General features: G+C 39.0%; 17 protein-coding genes and 2 pseudogenes. 11 read left to right on the top strand and 8 right to left on the bottom strand.

Translation table 11 applies throughout. The features are described 5' to 3' along the window. Positions 1-11 precede the first annotated feature (11 nt). The 10 genes and pseudogenes from AC27FM_RS12825 to AC27FM_RS12780 all read left to right on the top strand — a co-directional run bounded on the left by AC27FM_RS12825 (position 12) and on the right by AC27FM_RS12780 (position 8,262). The gene (locus AC27FM_RS12825; protein WP_487088874.1) at positions 12-629 is read left to right on the top strand and encodes a hypothetical protein; all 618 of its coding nucleotides are present in this window, start codon (positions 12-14) and stop codon (positions 627-629) included. Continuing rightward, complete coding sequence (locus tag AC27FM_RS12820; RefSeq protein WP_404394530.1) at positions 616-984, top strand: thioredoxin family protein; 369 nt, start codon at positions 616-618, stop codon at positions 982-984. Before AC27FM_RS12825 ends, AC27FM_RS12820 begins: the two co-directional genes overlap by 14 nt. Continuing rightward, positions 985-1,455: a conjugal transfer protein gene (locus AC27FM_RS12815; protein WP_108910200.1), complete on the top strand. Its 471-nt coding sequence runs from the start codon at positions 985-987 to the stop codon at positions 1,453-1,455. A gap of 1 nt (position 1,456) precedes the next feature. Continuing rightward, positions 1,457-2,968: a VirD4-like conjugal transfer protein, CD1115 family gene (locus AC27FM_RS12810; RefSeq protein WP_487088873.1), complete on the top strand. Its 1,512-nt coding sequence runs from the start codon at positions 1,457-1,459 to the stop codon at positions 2,966-2,968. A 14-nt stretch (positions 2,969-2,982) separates the two neighbouring features. Beyond that, a complete protein-coding gene (locus AC27FM_RS12805; RefSeq protein ID WP_487088872.1) occupies positions 2,983-3,372 on the top strand; it encodes a hypothetical protein in 390 nt (129 codons plus the stop codon). A gap of 18 nt (positions 3,373-3,390) precedes the next feature. Then, positions 3,391-4,230, top strand: coding sequence for a conjugal transfer protein TrbL family protein (locus AC27FM_RS12800; RefSeq protein WP_487088871.1), 840 nt, complete (start codon positions 3,391-3,393; stop codon positions 4,228-4,230). Between the two features lie 14 nt (positions 4,231-4,244). Next, positions 4,245-4,655: pseudogene (locus AC27FM_RS12795) on the top strand (hypothetical protein). Positions 4,656-4,661: 6 nt separating this feature from the next. Further along, positions 4,662-6,797 (top strand): type IA DNA topoisomerase, encoded by a 2,136-nt coding sequence (locus AC27FM_RS12790; protein WP_487088870.1) that lies wholly within the window; start codon positions 4,662-4,664, stop codon positions 6,795-6,797. A gap of 121 nt (positions 6,798-6,918) precedes the next feature. Beyond that, positions 6,919-7,134: a hypothetical protein gene (locus AC27FM_RS12785; RefSeq protein ID WP_056986576.1), complete on the top strand. Its 216-nt coding sequence runs from the start codon at positions 6,919-6,921 to the stop codon at positions 7,132-7,134. Between the two features lie 3 nt (positions 7,135-7,137). Further along, on the top strand, positions 7,138-8,262 hold the full coding sequence (locus AC27FM_RS12780; RefSeq protein ID WP_487088869.1) for an ArdC-like ssDNA-binding domain-containing protein: 1,125 nt from the start codon (positions 7,138-7,140) through the stop codon (positions 8,260-8,262). A 64-nt stretch (positions 8,263-8,326) separates the two neighbouring features. Here AC27FM_RS12780 and AC27FM_RS12775 read toward each other — a convergent pair whose 3' ends face one another. The 4 genes from AC27FM_RS12775 to AC27FM_RS12760 all read right to left on the bottom strand — a co-directional run bounded on the left by AC27FM_RS12775 (position 8,327) and on the right by AC27FM_RS12760 (position 14,975). Next, a complete protein-coding gene (locus tag AC27FM_RS12775; RefSeq protein WP_487088867.1) occupies positions 8,327-9,463 on the bottom strand; it encodes a class C sortase in 1,137 nt (378 codons plus the stop codon). A gap of 97 nt (positions 9,464-9,560) precedes the next feature. Next, entirely contained in the window at positions 9,561-11,084 is a 1,524-nt protein-coding gene (locus AC27FM_RS12770; protein WP_487088865.1) for a SpaH/EbpB family LPXTG-anchored major pilin, read from the bottom strand. Continuing rightward, positions 11,074-12,351 (bottom strand): pilin N-terminal domain-containing protein, encoded by a 1,278-nt coding sequence (locus AC27FM_RS12765; RefSeq protein WP_487088863.1) that lies wholly within the window; start codon positions 12,349-12,351, stop codon positions 11,074-11,076. Before AC27FM_RS12765 ends, AC27FM_RS12770 begins: the two co-directional genes overlap by 11 nt. A gap of 2 nt (positions 12,352-12,353) precedes the next feature. Beyond that, the gene (locus AC27FM_RS12760) at positions 12,354-14,975 is read right to left on the bottom strand and encodes a SpaA isopeptide-forming pilin-related protein (RefSeq protein ID WP_487088861.1); all 2,622 of its coding nucleotides are present in this window, start codon (positions 14,973-14,975) and stop codon (positions 12,354-12,356) included. A 167-nt stretch (positions 14,976-15,142) separates the two neighbouring features. On the opposite strand from AC27FM_RS12760, the gene AC27FM_RS12755 reads away from it, so the two are divergent. Next, positions 15,143-16,072 (top strand): IS30-like element ISLpl1 family transposase, encoded by a 930-nt coding sequence (locus AC27FM_RS12755; RefSeq protein WP_487088860.1) that lies wholly within the window; start codon positions 15,143-15,145, stop codon positions 16,070-16,072. A gap of 670 nt (positions 16,073-16,742) precedes the next feature. Here AC27FM_RS12755 and AC27FM_RS12750 read toward each other — a convergent pair. From AC27FM_RS12750 to AC27FM_RS12735, 4 genes and pseudogenes are all read right to left on the bottom strand, one after another. Next, positions 16,743-16,958, bottom strand: a complete 216-nt coding sequence (locus AC27FM_RS12750; RefSeq protein WP_003680381.1) for a CsbD family protein — start codon at positions 16,956-16,958, stop codon at positions 16,743-16,745. Between the two features lie 197 nt (positions 16,959-17,155). Further along, positions 17,156-17,296: a hypothetical protein gene (locus AC27FM_RS12745; protein WP_003681696.1), complete on the bottom strand. Its 141-nt coding sequence runs from the start codon at positions 17,294-17,296 to the stop codon at positions 17,156-17,158. A gap of 11 nt (positions 17,297-17,307) precedes the next feature. After that, entirely contained in the window at positions 17,308-17,559 is a 252-nt protein-coding gene (locus AC27FM_RS12740; protein ID WP_003680323.1) for a GlsB/YeaQ/YmgE family stress response membrane protein, read from the bottom strand. A gap of 14 nt (positions 17,560-17,573) precedes the next feature. After that, positions 17,574-17,882: pseudogene (locus AC27FM_RS12735) on the bottom strand (Asp23/Gls24 family envelope stress response protein); the annotation flags it as partial. Positions 17,883-18,055: the final 173 nt, after the last annotated feature.

Genomic DNA, 18,055 nt, shown 5'->3' with positions numbered 1-18,055 from the left:
AGGACGAGTAAATGAAACGCAGCATGGTTTTAAGTATTGCGATTGGTAGTTTGATCTTAATCATGTCATTAGGGGCGAATGCCTATCAACATAGCCAAGTTAAGCAGGCGCAACAACAGATCAGTCGCTTACAACAGCAAAAGCGACAAGTTAGTCAGCAATTGACTAAAACCAACCAACAAAAGCAGTTATTGAGCACCCAAATTGACAGTTATAAGACCTACCAAAATAATAAAGATAAAAGTCAGGCTGAACTGAGTTTTAATACGGTAGTCACCAAGTTCTTTAAGGTCATGAACAACTTTAAGCCCAAGACCTACGGACAGCGTAAAGATGGCGTGAAAGACTTGATTTCCGACAAGCTATATCAGCAATACTTTTCAAATAAGGGCACGTATGGTGATAGCAATAGTGTTTCAGCTAAGTTAAATCAACTGAACCTGTATACGCAAAGTAAGCAGGGGCAAAATATGAAAGGCTTGGCCGTTGTCAGTTACGAAAGTAGGAGTGGCGACAACGACTGGCAAAAGGCGACGGTACTTTATCAAGTGACTTTCGATACCACCACGGATCGAATCACCGCAGTCCAAAATTTAGGTAGTAGCTTTAAAGCCAGTGACCTTAATTAAACGCGTTGGTAAAGCCCTAGCGGTAATCGTGGTGGCTTTAGCCGTTAGCGGGTTTGCTGGTCATCAATATGTCAATCACGTAGAAAAGCAGCGATCAATCGTGACGCTGGCTAAGCATTCTGATAAAGTTCTGTTCTTTTACCGTGATGATTGTCCGGATTGCCAAGCTATTTTTCATCAGATTTATTGGCACAACGCAATCAGTCACAACATCGTCTTGATTAACATGAACCAACCGCAGAATCGGCATTACATTCAAAAATATCAATTAACGTCAGTACCAACCTTGATCCATGGCAAGCAACGGTACACCGGCACCAACCAACAAAGAATTAAACAGATAGTAGGTGATTAGATGAAAGACAAATTATTAAACAGCGTTAAAGCCAGTTGGCCGTACCTACTAACGCTAATCATTGGCTTGTATTTAGCGGAGATCCTAGCTGGAGCTGTCATGGCCTTGTCCCGTTATAAGCTAACCTTTGCGGATCATATGCCAACCGTATTAAAACAATTAGCCTTACACCCCTGGCATTATTACAACTTATATTTAGGCCAAAAGAACCCGGTATTAATTATTGTCAGTGTCGCCGTTATCATATACACCGTCTATTTTGCCTTGAAACGGAACAGCAAGCATAAAGCTTGGGAAACTGCGGACACTGAAACCCACGGGAGTGCGACTTGGGGCAATCTAAAAGAGTTGAGCGACCATTACTTTAGTATCAATGCCAAAGATCTCACCACAGCATTTAACAAGAGTACCAAGGCAGAAATTCTCAAATCATTAGTGGATCGAGAAAAGTCAGCGAAAGGGGGAGATTAACATGAATGGGACGATTTTAGGGATCGTGGATAAACAAATTGTTTACCAAAATAACAGTACCAAACCCAACCGGAACATCTTTGTGGTTGGGGGCCCAGGATCGTATAAGACTCAATCAGTCGTGATTACCAACCTGTTTAACGAAACGGAGAACAGCATTGTCGTAACCGACCCGAAAGGTGAATTATACGAAAAGACGGCCGGTATCAAACTAGCTCAAGGCTATCAAGTACATGTCGTCAATTTTGCCAACATGGCGCACAGTGACCGCTACAATCCCTTTGATTATATTCAGCGCGATATTCAAGCCGAAACCGTGGCAACAAAGATCGTTCAGAGTGAAAATGCCGAGGGCAAAAAAGATGTGTGGTTCAGTACCCAACGGCAACTTTTGAAGGCACTAATCCTGTTTGTCATGAACCACCGGCCACCAGAGCAACGAAATTTGGCGGGCGTAACGCAAGTCTTACAAGAAAATGATGTCGAAGCCGAGGAAAAGGGTGCAGATAGTCCGTTAGACACCTTATTTCTTGATCTAACCATGTCTGATCCAGCGAGACGCGCTTATGAGTTAGGTTTCAAAAAGGCCAAAGGGGAAATGAAAGCCAGCATTATTGAAAGCCTGTTGGCGACCATTTCGAAGTTCGTCGACAAAGAAGTGGCCGATTTTACCAGTTTTTCGGATTTTGATTTAAAAGAGATTGGCAGAGCCAAAGTTGTGCTATATGTAATTATCCCCGTCATGGATAACACTTATGAAAGCTTCATCAATCTGTTTTTCTCACAATTGTTTGATGAATTATACAAATTAGCCGCCGATCATCACGCTAAATTGCCCCACCAAGTCGACTTTATCCTTGATGAATTTGTCAACTTAGGAAAATTCCCAAAATATGAAGAATTTTTAGCTACCTGTCGGGGGTACGGTATTGGCGTGACGACCATTTGTCAGACCTTAACCCAGCTCCAAGCCTTGTATGGTAAGGATAAGGCCGAGAGTATCTTAGGTAATCATGCGGTTAAAATTTGCTTGAATGCCGCTAATGACGTGACTGCTAAATACTTTAGTGATTTACTAGGAAAATCAACGGTGAAAGTGGAAACGGGAAGTGAAAGTACTAGTCACAGTAAGGAAGAGAGCCACAGTAAGAGCGATAGTTACAGCTATACGAGCCGTTCGCTGATGACACCCGATGAAATTATGCGGATGCCCGAAGATCAGAGCTTATTAATCTTTAGTAATGCCCGACCAGTCAAAGCTACAAAAGCGTTCCAATTTAAACTATTTCCGGGAGCCGATCATTTGGTTAACTTGTCACAAAACGAGTATCAAGGCCAACCAGAAGCCAGTCAAGAAACCAACTTTAAGAATAAGGTAGCTAAGTGGAATCAGACGGTTAAAGCACAACACCAAGCAAAAAAAGACTATCAAACAACCGATGACGAAGAAGACAAATTGCAGGACAATATCGATCAAGAATTAGAGTCCAGACATAAGAAAATGCTTGGCTAATGGAGGACATATTAATGAAAAAATATCGGAAATATATAATCGCTGTGATGACAGTGTTGCTGATGGTTGTTGGTCTTACCGCTTGTGGGAAGTCTACAGCACAGGATTTGCAAAGTCACCAGTGGACGTTTGCTTCTAGCAAAGATAATGGTATGGCCGCTACTGCAAAGTTTTCAAAAAGCAATCTAACACTTACCCAAGCTGGATTTAGTGAAGTGTATGAGTACAAGTTGCTTGAAAGCAAGGGCAATGAACAAATTAAGTTCATTGGTAAAAATAGTGTTTCAGGTAGCACAGAAACACGACTGTTTAAGATTAAGAAGCAATCAGACAAATATAAACTAACACCAATTAACACACTAGCTAAAAGTGATACTGGTACAGTCTCACCTATTCCCAAATAGACAAAGGAGGGATTTAAAATGACAAATATCATTCAATCAGCTATTACACACTTTTTTGAATGGGCATTATCTGGTTTGTTGGACGGTTTATTCAACATCTGCAAGGCCATTATTGACCAAGCCAATCAAAGCTTGCCAATTGTTAAAACGTGGTATGCCATCTTCCTGTCCTTTGCGACATCGTTAGTCGTTGTGGTCGTCCTTGGCCGCATTGTGATGACAATTCTAAAAGAGGCAGATGAAAGTACCGATGTTACTTGGGCTAATATCATCATGGACGGGATTAAATCAGCGGCCGTGATTCCGGTTTTCGTGTTTTTACAGGGCTTTATTCAAGGTTCAATTACCTTGCCCCTGCTAAAGTATATGTTTAGTTCTGATCAGAAATTCACTGCTAAATCAATTACCGGCATGAATAAAGTTCCTGGGCTAAAAGATGTTGGCATTTCGCTACCCTTACAGATTTTGTTTCTGCTAATCTTCACTGTCGTAACCGTCGTGTTCTTTATCAAGATGTGTGTGTTTGTGGCTGATATGGCTTGGTATAACCTGACAATTCCTTTAGCTGCAATGAGCATGGCGACCGAAAGCTTTGATTACAGTGGCACGTGGTGGAAGAAGTACATTTATTACAATGCTTCTATTATTAGCCAGGTGCTTTGTATGTCACTATCAGTATGGTGTTTCACTAATATGGCTAAATACGGGTTTATTGCTTTTATTGCTTCAATCGGATTCGGTTTTCTGGTGGTCAAAACACCTGACGCCGTTAAAGACTTTTGGGCTTCAACCGGTGTGACTAAGAGTACTGGTATGGGTGCCATGAGAATGTTTCAAAATTATTTCCGTAACCACTAGGAGGAAAAATAGTTATGAAGAAAATCGCACACTGGTTATTGGAAAAAGCCAAAAAAGATATGCGAACCGATCCTTTTACAACACCTTCACGGCGGACTAAGTTGTCTTACTATTTTGATAACTTAGTTAGCATGGTCTTCTATATAATGGGAATTTACCTCATGTTAATGGATTTATACCAAGAGCTTTTTACAGCGAACCATACCGATTTTTTAGGAACTGCGCTAATGGCCTTAGTTTTACTGCTGGGTGGCTTATTATTCCGTTGGTCAGCCTATGCAGATCTCAAAGCCATCAACCGGTATCAACATTATTTGAAGCAACAATCGATATAGCAACAACAAGAATTGCGACGTGAAACTTGGTTGAAAGCGGCTGAACAAGGTAAAACAGAATTAGATCAAAAACTTAATCACAAGGAGTGAACGAACATGACCACTGTTATCTTAGCTGAAAAACCCAGTCAAGCCCGTTCATACGTCCAAGCCTTTCAAAAGAGCACAAAAAAACAGGGTTACTATACGGTTAGTGACCCTGTTTTGCCCGCAAATACGCTTGTGACGTATGGTCTCGGACATTTAGTTGAACTAGCCACACCGGATAAATATGATCAGAAATACCAGCAATGGGCCTTATCTAATTTACCGATTTTCCCCAACAAATACAAGTTTGTGGTGTCAGCTAGTAAAAAAGATCAATTCAAGGTCGTCAAAGACCTGTTAACGAAGGCCGATACCATTATTGTTGCCACCGATAGTGGTCGGGAAGGCTCTAATATTGCGTGGTCAATCATGAGCCAAGCCCAGATTGACGTTAAAAAGAAGACCATTAAGCGGCTATGGTTGAATAGCCTAGAAAAAGACGCCATTATTACCGGATTCAAAAATCTTGGTGATTGGCACAAAGATTATTTGGCTTATAAAGAAGCCCAAACTCGTCAAATTAGCGATTGGTTGATCGGCATGAATGGTAGTCCCTTATATACTTTGTTATTAAGACAAAACGGGGTACGTGGGGTGTACTCGATTGGTCGCGTGCAGACGCCAACCTTGTATATGGTCTATCAAAGAGACCAGGCAATCAAACACTTTAAGCCGGAACCCTATTTTGAACTAAATGCTGAAATTCTTGCTAATCAGCAAAAATTCGTCGCAAAATTAGACCCCTATCAGCGATTTAAAGACGAAACAGGGCTAATAACATTCATGCAAGCTAAAAACGTTCAGAAAGGCTCACAGGCCGGTTTAATCAAGGACGTCCAAAAGCAAGGCAAAAAACGAGCTAGTCCCCAACTATTCTCGCTATCTAGTCTCCAAAGTGCCATGAATAAACGTTATCACGCCAGCGCCAGCCAAACCTTAGCGGCTATTCAAAGCTTATACGAAGACAAACTACTCAGTTATCCCCGCACCGATTGTGCTTATATCACTGATGAAGAATTTGAGTATTTAGTGGCTAATCTGACGAAGTATCTGGGTTTAGTCTCTAAGCAAGTCGCTTTAACCAATACCGCCCCGAATAAGCGCTATGTTAATGGAAAGAAGGTTGAAGAACACTACGCCATTATCATGACTAAAATCGTCCCGACTAAAGATCAATTAGCTGCCTTACCTAAATTACAGCAACAAGTCTATGACTTGGTTTTAAGAACGACGTTAGCGATGTTTGCTGATCCGTACGAGTACGAGGAAACTACAATTATTACCCAAGTTGGTGACGCCAATTTTAAAGCAACGGGTAAGGTCCCAACTAAGCAAGGTTGGCAAGCTTTATTTGATGATCACAAAGCTGATCAGCAAGAGGCAGCCACCCTACCGATCGTTCACCAAGGCGACCAAGTTCAAGTGAATCTGCAAACACCGCAAAAAGAAACGACCCCGCCGGTACCCTTTACCGAAGGGACATTAATTACGGCCATGAAGACCGCTGGCAAAACGCTTGATGATGAAGTAGCCCAGGCGATTCTCAAAGATGTGCAAGGCATTGGGACAAGTGCGACCCGGGCCAATGTGCTGGAAGTGTTAAAGAAACGCGGCTACTTAGTTACTGAAAAGAATAAGTTGCACGTCAGTGAAGCCGGAATCACTTTATGTAAAGCAGTCGAACTCGAACCATTGCTAACTAGTCCAGAAATGACAGCTAAATGGGAGCAAGCGTTACAGCAAATCAGTACCGAAGAACGCACTCCGGATAATTTTTTGAGCCAAATTAAGAAGTTTGTGGCGAAGTTAATCGCTGATGTTCCCACACAATTAACCGGCAATGCAGCCATTAAGCAACAAATCAATCACCAACAGCAAGCACAAAAGTCCGACGAGGTCTTCTTAGAAACACCGCAAGCGACCGTTTTAAATAAACAGAAGTTTTACATTGTAAAGCCTAAGCAAGGCGAAAGCTTTACCCTGCCCAAGAAATGGAGCAGTAAGACCCTCGGTAAGACCGCAATTAAAGCGTTGGTCACCAAGGGGAAAACGAGCAAATTAAAGGGTTTCAAGAGTAAAAAAGGAAAGTCGTTTGACGCCAAGTTAAAGCTTGACGGCCATAAATTAAGTTTTGATTTTGATTAGAACCTACCTACCGCCCTGCACTACGTTCCGGTTGGTGAACCCGTCATTTAGGTTCACTTTTATAAAGCCAAAAGTAAACCTAAACAACGGGTGAGATTAGCAAAGCAAAGGAGATCATAAAATGGATAATAAATTAGCAGTCATTGGGAGTGAATTACCAGTTTTGCAGGCTAAAGGAACCTACAAGTATCTAAAAGAAATCACTGGTAACGGAGCCTATTATCAAGTGGCTTGGCAAAAATTGTCTGACGGTTACGTTGCCCTTTATGGCACGACCTCAATTCAAACAAAAGTGGCTCCCATACTGAATGATATTTTTGAAGATGAGGAGGGGTAACTTATGCCAAATAAAGCAGATGTTAAGGCTTGGAAAGCACAATTAGTCGCCCAGGCTGAACAGCAAATCCTAAAATTAACTGATAGTGACCAATTTAAAAAGTATCTCAATACCCTGGCTAAATTTCATCGTTATAGCGCCAGAAACATTGATTTAATTTATGCGCAAAATCCTCAAGCCACTCAAGTCGCCGGTTTTAAGCAATGGCAGAAGGCTTTTAACCGCACCGTCAACCGGGGCGCAAAAGCGATTCGGATTGCGGCTCCGATCATTAAGAAGCTAACACCAGCCGAGCAGCAGCATCTTGATACCACCGATGAGCGCGCCATTGTCGGTTATCGCTATCTACCCGTCTTTGATGTGGCACAAACTAGCGGTGAACCAGTGTTAAGTGCTAAAGACTTTGTCAAAGAAAATTTGGCCGATCATCAGAATGTGACAAGCTTATATAACGCGTTCAAAGATTATTTAAACCAGCAAACCGACCTTAAAGTCAGTGAAGTGCCTTTAGCGACGCTAAAGGGGGCTAAGGGGTATTTTCAACCCAGCACTAATGAAATCGTCATTGGTGGCGATGAGCCCGACAATGCTTTGAAACTAAAGACGTTATACCACGAATATGCGCATAGCCAGCTACACGGCTTAAAATCAGCCTTTAAAGATCGACCACGAGCCTATCAGGAAACCCAGGCCGAAGCGGTTGCGTATGTTGCCATGCAAAATATTGGCGTTGATACCAGTAACTACTCACTTGGTTATGTGGCTACCTGGGCCAAAGATAAAGCGGTGATCCATAGTGCTTTAAGTGAAATCCAGCAAGTTAGCAACAAAGTGATTGAGCTTAGCGACGGGTTAACCAAACAATTAGGCTTACAAGAAGCCCAAAAAGAGCCTGAGCATGATCTAAAAAAGTTATCAGCCCATGATCTTAATAAGTCCTACCAAAGCTTGCAACAACAAATTCAGCAAACGACTAATACACAGCAAAAATCACAATTTAGACATCAGTTAACTGATGTTCACCAAGAAATCAGTAAGCGAACACAAAAACAACTGAAAGCATTTGCTGAAGGAAATCCATCAATCAAACAACCCAAATCCGAACTGGATCAAAGTCTGAAACACTGAATTTAGTTTTCAAAAAAAGGGAAATCTGCCTAATGTTTCGGTAGATTTCCCTTTTTTTGATTGATTAATCATTGTGATAAAGTTTTAATAATGATCTATTTTTATCTTTTAAATACATTTTAGCTGTCTGCTGATGAAGTTTTTTAATACCAACAGTACACCCTATTTTATCATTAGGAACAATTTCTTGAACGTGATACAATCCTCCTGGCAAGTTATTGAAGTTAACTTTGCCATCATTATCAGCTGTGACAATAAATTTTTTACCGTTTCGATAAATTGGTCTTCGTAATACACGTGTTTGTAATGCATAGGTAGTATTTTTAACAACATCACCTTGTTGACTTAAGCGATAAAAAATTAAACTAAATCGGTTCTTTCTTAACATTCCTTGGTGGATTAGTTTAATTATATATCCTAGAATTGCTAATAATAATAAAATAATGGCTATTAGGATTAATAACTGATTAGCATTATTTGCATTATTAGCATGGTTTACATCTTTTGCAATCTTAGGAGTATAAGGAATGCGGTACCCAGTTACCAATAGACGATGTGAATTTATCATGTAAGGGGTGCAGGTTAATAGGGTAGCTAAATCTTTACCAGGAATAATCTTTAAAACTGATGTCTGATTAGGCTTAACAACTTGTATTTTATAAACTTTATAAGCTAATTTCTTTTTGTATACTGTTAGAACAAAGATATTTCCCTTCTTAACATAATTCAAATCTGTAAATAGTTTTCTACTTGGTAGTCCACGATGGGCAGCAATTACCGTATGCGTGTTTTTACCTCCCAATGGAAATGAAGTCCCTTGCAATACTGTAGCACCATAATTCAAAGTCTCCGCATTTGTTGTATCAAAAAGGGGCATATTTGCCTTTATCTTGGGAATACTGATACTGCCAATTAAATGCTTTTTGAGAGAAACCTGAGTTCTTTTGCTGCTACCAGCAAAGGGATCATTTTCTGGGTGTAAACCATTTTCAGCTAGTCTTCGGTTCCTAGTTTCTAATGCTTTTCTTTTTTGAGCAGATAGCTCACTATTAGTTTTATCTACTTTGTTAATACGTTGTTGGTCAATATAATTATTAATGGCTTCTACATAGAAGGGATATAATGCGATAATCACTCCAACAGTAAAAATAATTACCATAATAATTTTTAGCCAATTATTAGATGCCTTTTTATGATTCATATAGTCGGTGTCCTTTATTAATATTCGCTTATTAATAAAGATGAAGGGACGCCAAATAATTATTGGCGTCCCTTCATCTTTGATCTAGAAATAATAATTAGATTTCTTCATGTTTTTTAATGGCTTTGTAACCACCAAAGGCAACAATCATAATGACAATACCAATGGCTAAAAAGATATAAATTCCCTTACCACCGGTACTTGGTAAAAGACCTTCTTTAGTGTTATCGATTGTGATCTTATTAGAATCGTCGAAAGAGCCTTTAGTGATACTAAATTTAACTGGGCTATCCAATTTCGCATAACCATCAGGGGCTTGAATTTCTAATAAGGCATAACTTTCACCAGAATCAAGCTTATCTGAATATGATAATCCCTTAAGTGCCACCAAACCATTTGTATCTGAAGTATACGTTGTGGCACCTGTAGCAGAATCACTCCAAGTATAGGAACCATCAGATGCCTGCGTAGCATAAGAAACTATATTACCATTACTATCTACTTTTACTAATTGAAATTTAGCACCTGCTAAGGTCTTATTACTTTGAGAATCTTTCTTAACAAATTGAGCTCCACCGGTATAAATTTTTGGCCCATTGGCCGGGGTAGAAGTTATATCTGTACCGTTACCAATATTTAGTGTAGCTGTATTACCGATCGCTGTATCAGGAGTAGCATTATTGGTCAAAGTAGCTTTATAGGTAATGGTTAATGATTTTCCGGCTAAGGCTTGCACAGCTGCTGAAGTGGTCTTAAAGACAACTTGATACCCATTATCTTTTTTGTTAACTGTATAATCAGTACCTTTGGTTAAACCATCTATAGATACAGTACTTGCATCTATATCAATGCCTGTATCTGGCTTATCAACAACATTGAAAGTGTCTTTATCCTTAATATTCCAAGGAACATTAACTGTGATATTATAGCCGAAGCTTTGACCATATTGAGCGTTGTAAATGGTAGATCCATCAGGTAATGTAACTGCTAAGTCCTTCTTAGAAGCTTCATCTAGATCCTTAGTAATTGGGGTACTCTTAACGTTCTTAGGATAAATTTGGATATCATGATTAATAGCTGATGTGTCAGACGTTTTATAAATCGGCATTGTCAAAACAATTGGTGCAGCTTGTTGAGTAACATCTGTAGGTGAATCGGTTTCGACAAACAAATAGGTTTGATAATTGCCATCACTATCTTTAAGATTCAAATTATCAAAAGCTGCAATACCATCTTCACCCTTAGAAGTAGCAGTTGTTTCTGTAGCAACAGCACTACTTGCATATGAGGGCAGATTATCACTATCTTTAGCATCAGATTTAATAGCAGTGACAGCATCTTGAGCAGAATCACCGCTCTTTCTTAATGATAAATAATGATCAGTTACATTGTAAGCTTTAAAGGTAACACCATTTAAACCAGTGCCACCAAAATCATTCATTATTTCACCAGTATTTTGCTTTGCTTCTTGAGCACTGTCAAATACCCGCTTATGCAAAGTGACCTTAACACTATTATCAGTGTCTGCTGCGGATACTTTTTGTGGGGTTGCAAATGACAACAAAAGTAGTGGTAGGATCATAATTAACCCTGTAATTAACGATTTTAATTTACTTTTCATTCTTTATTTCTCCTCTTCTATGATTAAATACGTAAATAATTATTCCCAATAATATCAATGCTATTCCCAGTAAAGAAAATTTTAATTGTTGCTCCCCCGTTTGAGGCAATAATCCCTTTATTCCTTTGCGATTAGCATTATTTGTCTTGTAATTACCACCACCTTTATCAACGTAACCGGGTTGAAAACCACCATTTTTACTGTGACTTCCATTCCCTCCACTTTTATCATTTGTTATGGTGTTAGAAGAGAATCTCCTTTGACAATTATAAATTCGTAAATCACGGTTATAGTAAACAGACAAAGGAACTTGATAAGCAGATAAAGGTGGAATCCGAGAATGATTAACAATAATGTCCCTACTAAATCCTAAGTTGGTCAAAGATCCCGGTATCCAAACAGGTATATGATGAGCATAATTAGAAATTTTAAAGCCTTTGGCTGACTGAACTTCACTAAAGTAATATGTTCCTAATGTGAGATCATACTTTCGTAATAATACCAAGCCACTTTTATGTGAGGATAATTTTAAAATCCGATAATCATTTTTAGGATCTGAGGAAGTTACCCAATCATTATTTATACCTAAATATTCTTTGCGATGATTATCTGCAAAACGATAAAATACAAATTTAGCTCCCCCTAAGGGAAATTTATTACCACAACTGTCTTTACCATATTTAAAGAAGTAGGGTGCCCTTCTAAGATTATTAGCTTTTGTATAAATGTGAATAACTGACATTGGTTTCCCAGTGTTAGTGTCCCTAAATGGAAAACTAATAGCAATTGGCATCGCAAATGATTGCGTTCCATAATTATCGTTATTATTCTGTACAATTAGATAAGCTTTATAATCGCTACCATTAACATCAAATGTACTAATCCCAGCATTGTTTGTAGTGACGTTAAATAATTTATGCAGTTTATTATCGATAATAAATTTTTGAATCTTAGTAGGACTCATCACACCAATTTTTTGAAATAAATTCTCAGGCGAGCGGTTGTGTGTTAAATAATCAGTGTATTTGGTCGTTAAATCATAAACACTAAAGGTGGTGTTTACACCATCAACCATTCCATCATTGTAGTAATGCTCTTTACCATCGTTATTTACTTCAACAAAATTACCATCTTCACTAATACGATGATGTAAAACAATTTGAACATTATTTACATTGCTAGCTCCCTGAACTGGGAGCTTGATAATTGTCGAAATGCTAAGGAAGGTTAAGAATGTAATAACTATAAACATTAATTTCTTCATCATTTCTACACCTCCCATCTACGACGGGAGATGAATATTATTCCCGCAGCGGTAGTGATCATTATTATCAAACCAGTAACTAATATAATAGTGATTCCCGGACCGCCCGTTGCTGGTAATTGGCCTGATGTGGGAGTATCAGGAACGGTTAAACTTATAGTATTATTACTATTGCCAGCAGTTAATTCAGAATTACTATCATATCCATCTGGTATAGTAACTTTACCGGTGTTATCAATGCTAAAATTAATGCCACTAGATAATGGGGCATAGTCAGTAGGAGCCTTAGTTTCACTGAGGACATAGTTACCTGGCTGAAGATTATTAAAAGTAAAAGTAGCCGTATCCCCAGACTCATCAGGTTGAATAGTTTGATTAGTATCAGAATTTGTTAATTGAAATTCAGCACCTTTAACTGACTGATTAGTTACTTTATCAATTTTATTAACTGTCAAAGTAAAAGGCTTAATATTATCATGCTTAGCATAGGTTAATATGTCATTACCATTTTGATTATTAACATAGAAACCATCACTGAAGGGTAATGTATTATTGCTTATTGGAGTTCCTTGCTGATCTAGCCATTGCCCATTTTCGGTTACTTGAAATTTAATGGTTGAAGCATCCAAAGAATAACCCACTGGGGCGGTATTTTCCTTTAATTCATAATAACCAGGCTTGATTGGAATGGGATTATCATTACCATTGATTGATTCAGGGGTAAATGAACTATCGGTTGCTTGCCAATTATCAGTATCTTTGACTAGTGTAAATTGTGAACCAGTTAAACTATTACCATCTGAATCAAATTTTTGTACGGCTAATCCCAGTTCATTATTTGTTATTGTAAAATTATTTAATACTTGGTTAATTGATGAAGAAAATCCTGCAACGTTATCTTCGCTTAAATTATAAGTAAAGTCTTGCCCGTGATCATTAAATTTAGGTAGGTACACATTCGAATTATTATGACTTAACTTGTCAAAAGTTCCTGTCCAGTTTTGAGTTTTAGACAAACTACCAGTTGCCTGAGTCCAAGCATTATTATCTGTCGTATTGCCTCGATTAACTGTAAAATCAATACTATCAGGAATGTTATTATCATTTGGAAGCATATTCCATACTTTATTGATAGTTAATGTTGTCCCCGGTGCCTTAGCGGAAGGAATACCAAAATCTACTTGATTGCTAGGATCATCACCATTCGGGGTTAGAGTAGTTGCACCATTCATTTGATACCATTTATCAGGGACAAAATTATTAGACTCGGTGTTAATCCTCTCTTGATAATGGATTTGAACTTCCTGATCCTTACCCAAGTTCATGTGATTCACTGTCAATTGACCATCTTGGATCGCCGCACTTGGCAACTCACTTGCTGGCACAGTTTGCTTGCCGACACTCGTAACGGTCGCCTGGTTGTTCGCATATTGAAATTGCGTACCAATCGGGTCTGTGATCGTGCCGTCGGTGACAGTATTAAAGCTTTTGATAATGTCCTTTGCCTGATTGTTCAAATAAGCCTCAACAGCATCGGCACTATCAGCATCTTCGTATAAATCCGGTGAATTGGTAATAAGCTGCATGTTTTGGCGTATTTTTTCTTTCGTCATGTAGTCGTCGTCGTGACCCAGTTGGATGCCTAACGCGTGCACCTCATTACCACTATCCTTTGCTATCTTGGCCTCACCCAATGTTGCTGGCCAAGTATCATATATATGATGACCTGAACTATCGATGTATGGCCATCGAAGTCGTGCGGTATTTCCTGGTTTATCTCTTCTGGATCCAAAATTAGTGCCATACAATGTGCCATTTATCCACTCTGAATTTATCACCTTGTTAGAAAAAGTCGGCACACCATCTGTTAACAAAATCATCATTTTTTTATTGCCACTGGTGTCCGCATTCAGCATGGCTGATCCTTGCCGCAAACCAATCTGCGTATACGTACCCCCATGAAACCTTGGACTCAATGCACCATTAATCGCTTGTTGCTGGCTGGCATTACCTGCTTTGCCTAATTTGACACTAATATAACCCGATTCGCCACCGATATAACCAGGACTAGAAAACCCAATTAAACCAACATTGACGTAATTACCCAGAACGGCGTTTTGAATAGAAGTCAAGAAATTCTTAACGCCAGTACGAACAGCACCAGCTCGATTCATGCCCCATCTGTTTGACTCCATTGACCCAGACATATCAACGACAAGTACAACGTCTATTGGTTTAATAGTCTGTTTTTGATTACCACGAACATTTAGATACAAATCATAAAGACCAGGTGTATTCGTTTCTTTTGCATACTTACGAATATCCAAATCTGGGTTACTTGTGTCTGTACCATATTTTATATAAGAGTTGGTGGTATCCGTAGGATCTCCGCTCCAACTAGTATTGTTATCCCAATTTGCGCTGGTTCCTCCCTGCGGATTAATGACATCCGTCTGATTGTGATCAGTAAGATGCCAATTATTCGTAGGGTAAGTGCCACTGCTATCCGTTGTATATACAGGAGATATATTCTTATAATCGGCCTTAGTATTAATTCCGCCTAACGAGAGTGTTATTAAGAATGCACATAGAGTAGTCATAAGAAAGAAAAATTTTTTTATTAGCATGAAATCCTCCATTATCTAAATTGCATCCTTCTAAATCTAATTATAGGCAATTAATATTTGCATACAAGGTAGATTGTAAAATTAATCCGAACGCTGTTCGGACAAAAAAAGATCAGCTTCCTTTAAAATGGTGTTTACCACAAACCCATCTTTTAGGAGCTGATCTTTTGTCTAGTATAACCTATTCCGAACGAATTAAAATCGAAACCTTTTGTGAACTAGGGCTGTCCAATATCCAAATGGGCGTTCGGCTGAACCGATCACCGTCAACAATTTCTTATGAATTATCTCGATGTCAACCTTATCAGGCTGAATTAGCACAAACAGATGCCGAATACAAGCGATTACGATGTGGTCGGAAAACTAAGCTGAGCGATGAGTTAAAGCAAAAAATTCTCAACCATTTACGTCTAAGCTGGTCACCAGGAATGATTGCTCACGAATTTAAACTAGCTACTAAATCTATTTATAATTGGCTAAATCAGGGGAGAATTGATTTCTCCTTGAATGATCTACCTGAACATGGCGTACGCCAACGGCGTAACGTTGACCAACGATCCAAATATAATCAATCTTTGGGGCGATCAATTGAACAGCGTCCCATGATGATTAATCAACGTAATCGCATCGGCGATTTTGAACTAGATACAGTCGTTGGTCCTCGTGGGCATAGTAAGGCAGTTTTATTAACTTTAATCGATCGAAAATCACGGTTCCTTTGGGCATACCGGTTAAAAGATTGGACGACAGCGACTGTTAATGAAGTACTAACTAAGTTCCTAACCACTTTTAATGGTCCGGTGCACAGCTTTACTGTGGACCGTGGCGCTGAGTTTAGTGGGCTAGTATCACTTGAATCACAATATGGTATTAAGACCTATTACTGCCATGCTTATACTCCAGCTGAACGTGGTAGTAATGAACGCTTTAATCGGAATTTACGTTATTTTTATCCTAAAGGGACTCGTTTTGAGCACATTAGTGCTCAAGATTTAACGACGACGTTACTCCAAATTAACCAGCGACCGCTTAAAATACTCGACTGGCAAACACCGTATCAGGTTATGCTGACAAATTTGTCCAAAAATTCGGATTAAATTTGCAATCTACCGAATATCCACTAATAGTGTATATCTATAGTTACATTATTCCACTGCTCAATGGCCTGTATGAAAGTGAAGAGCCAGATTTCACAGAACAATTAAATTCCTATAGTAAAGACTTAGCAAAGGAGATTATTCTTGATTTAATTGGAGCAACGGGTATTGATATACAAGAATTTGATAAATTAGCTATGAAGCTTTAGTTGTACTAATTGCAAATGGGACTACGGAAACTTTTAATAGATTTATCGAAAAGTTCAGCTAATCACTGTTTTTTTTGCATATGGTCAGGAGGTGGCGATATCATGATTAATTCATAGTAAATACGGGTATGAGTTTCCGGAGTGGGCACAGGCGGGTGCTCGGCTCGATAAGATGGTGTAAGGATAATAGACGTCGTGCTAAATAGCGTGGCGTTTTTATTTTGCCCAAAATTTGGAGGTGGCCGGCATGGGCCAGATGGTAAATAGCAGATTTGGCCTTGTCAGTCGCACAGAGACACGTTGCTTGGGTGACTTAGAACATCAGCTTAAAGATGGACGGTGGTAACGTAAAAAGCCGCAGCGACCACATAAGCCGCGTATTACAGTGTGGAGAAAAAACAAGGTAACAAGCGTGAAAAAATAAAAGAAGACCAGATTTTGGTCTTCTTAAAAATGATAATTTATTTATCGTCTTTATCTAACTTTTCCTTTACGTTATCAACCGTATCTTTAACAGCATCTTTGGCATCTGACAGTTTATCTTTAGCCTTACCTAGAATACCTTGACCCTTACCTTCAGCTTCGCGGGCCTTGTCGTTCGTAACCTTGCCTTCAACTTCTTTAGCTTTTCCACTTACCTTATCTTTGGTGCTATCAATTTTGTCATCTAGACTCATAATATAACCTCCCATAATGTATTTGTTACAACAGTATTATTCCACATTTTAATTTGCTTGTCTAATAAGGAGATCCTACAAGAGATAGTGTGAATGACACTTATAAGGTAGATTGCAAATTTAAATATTGATTAACTGATCTTCAATTGCTCAATCATTTACGTTCTAAGAAGCCTAATACAGATAAATTTGGCTAATTATCCATGTAATTTTTGTTGCAATGTATCACCAATGCCATCTACTTTCTTAGCAGCCAAGACGGTGCCACCGATGAGGACACCACCTACAATGAGCGTAGAAGCAATCATAAACTTAAATACACTTTTCAAGACGTCCATAAAATTCCCCCTTACTTTTTACTGGTTCGACCAACAACTAATGAAACAATCAGAACTAAAATAATTGCCCCGATGATCGATGGTATCAATGCCATGCCAGCTAACGAAGGGCCCCAAGTGCCAAGGAGCCCTTGGCCAATCCACGCACCGATTAAACCAGCTACGATATTTGCAATCCAGCCCATAGCAGCACCACGGTTAGTGATTGCGCCAGCAATGGCACCAATGATTGCCCCGACGATTAATGACCATATAAGTCCCATATTTACTCACTCCCTTAGTTAACACGACTAGATTTATTGTCAGACGTTACTTTATCAATGCTGTCACCTAATGTTTCCTTCGATTTCTTTGCGCCCTTACTGACGGCTTCCTTCGTTTTGTCTGTGGCATCGCTCACGCGATCTTGCAGAGAAGTCGAATCTTTTTCATGTTGCTCCTTTGTCTTGACATCAACAACATTCACATTTACCTCAATTACTTCTAATTCGGTCATATTCTTTACTTCCCGAACGATAACATTTTTGATCTTGTCATACAGTTTAGAAATATCAATGCCGTATTCAGCAACAATGTCGAGATCCACCACCTTTACCATAATTATAGCAGGACAGTTGTGATGATGGAATTATATGCTCTTATAAGGAACCAATTAAGATTTTTGTTTGACTAAACCAATCTAGCCAATAGGGTATACCCTATTGGTCTTTTTTATTTCTGTGCTATACTAGGAATTACAAGTGTTCATTAGAACTGTCC

Source organism: Companilactobacillus sp. y65-5 (assembly GCF_057541095.1).
The sequence above is the reverse complement of the archived record's forward strand: the minus strand, read 5'-3'. Positions and strand labels throughout refer to the sequence as shown.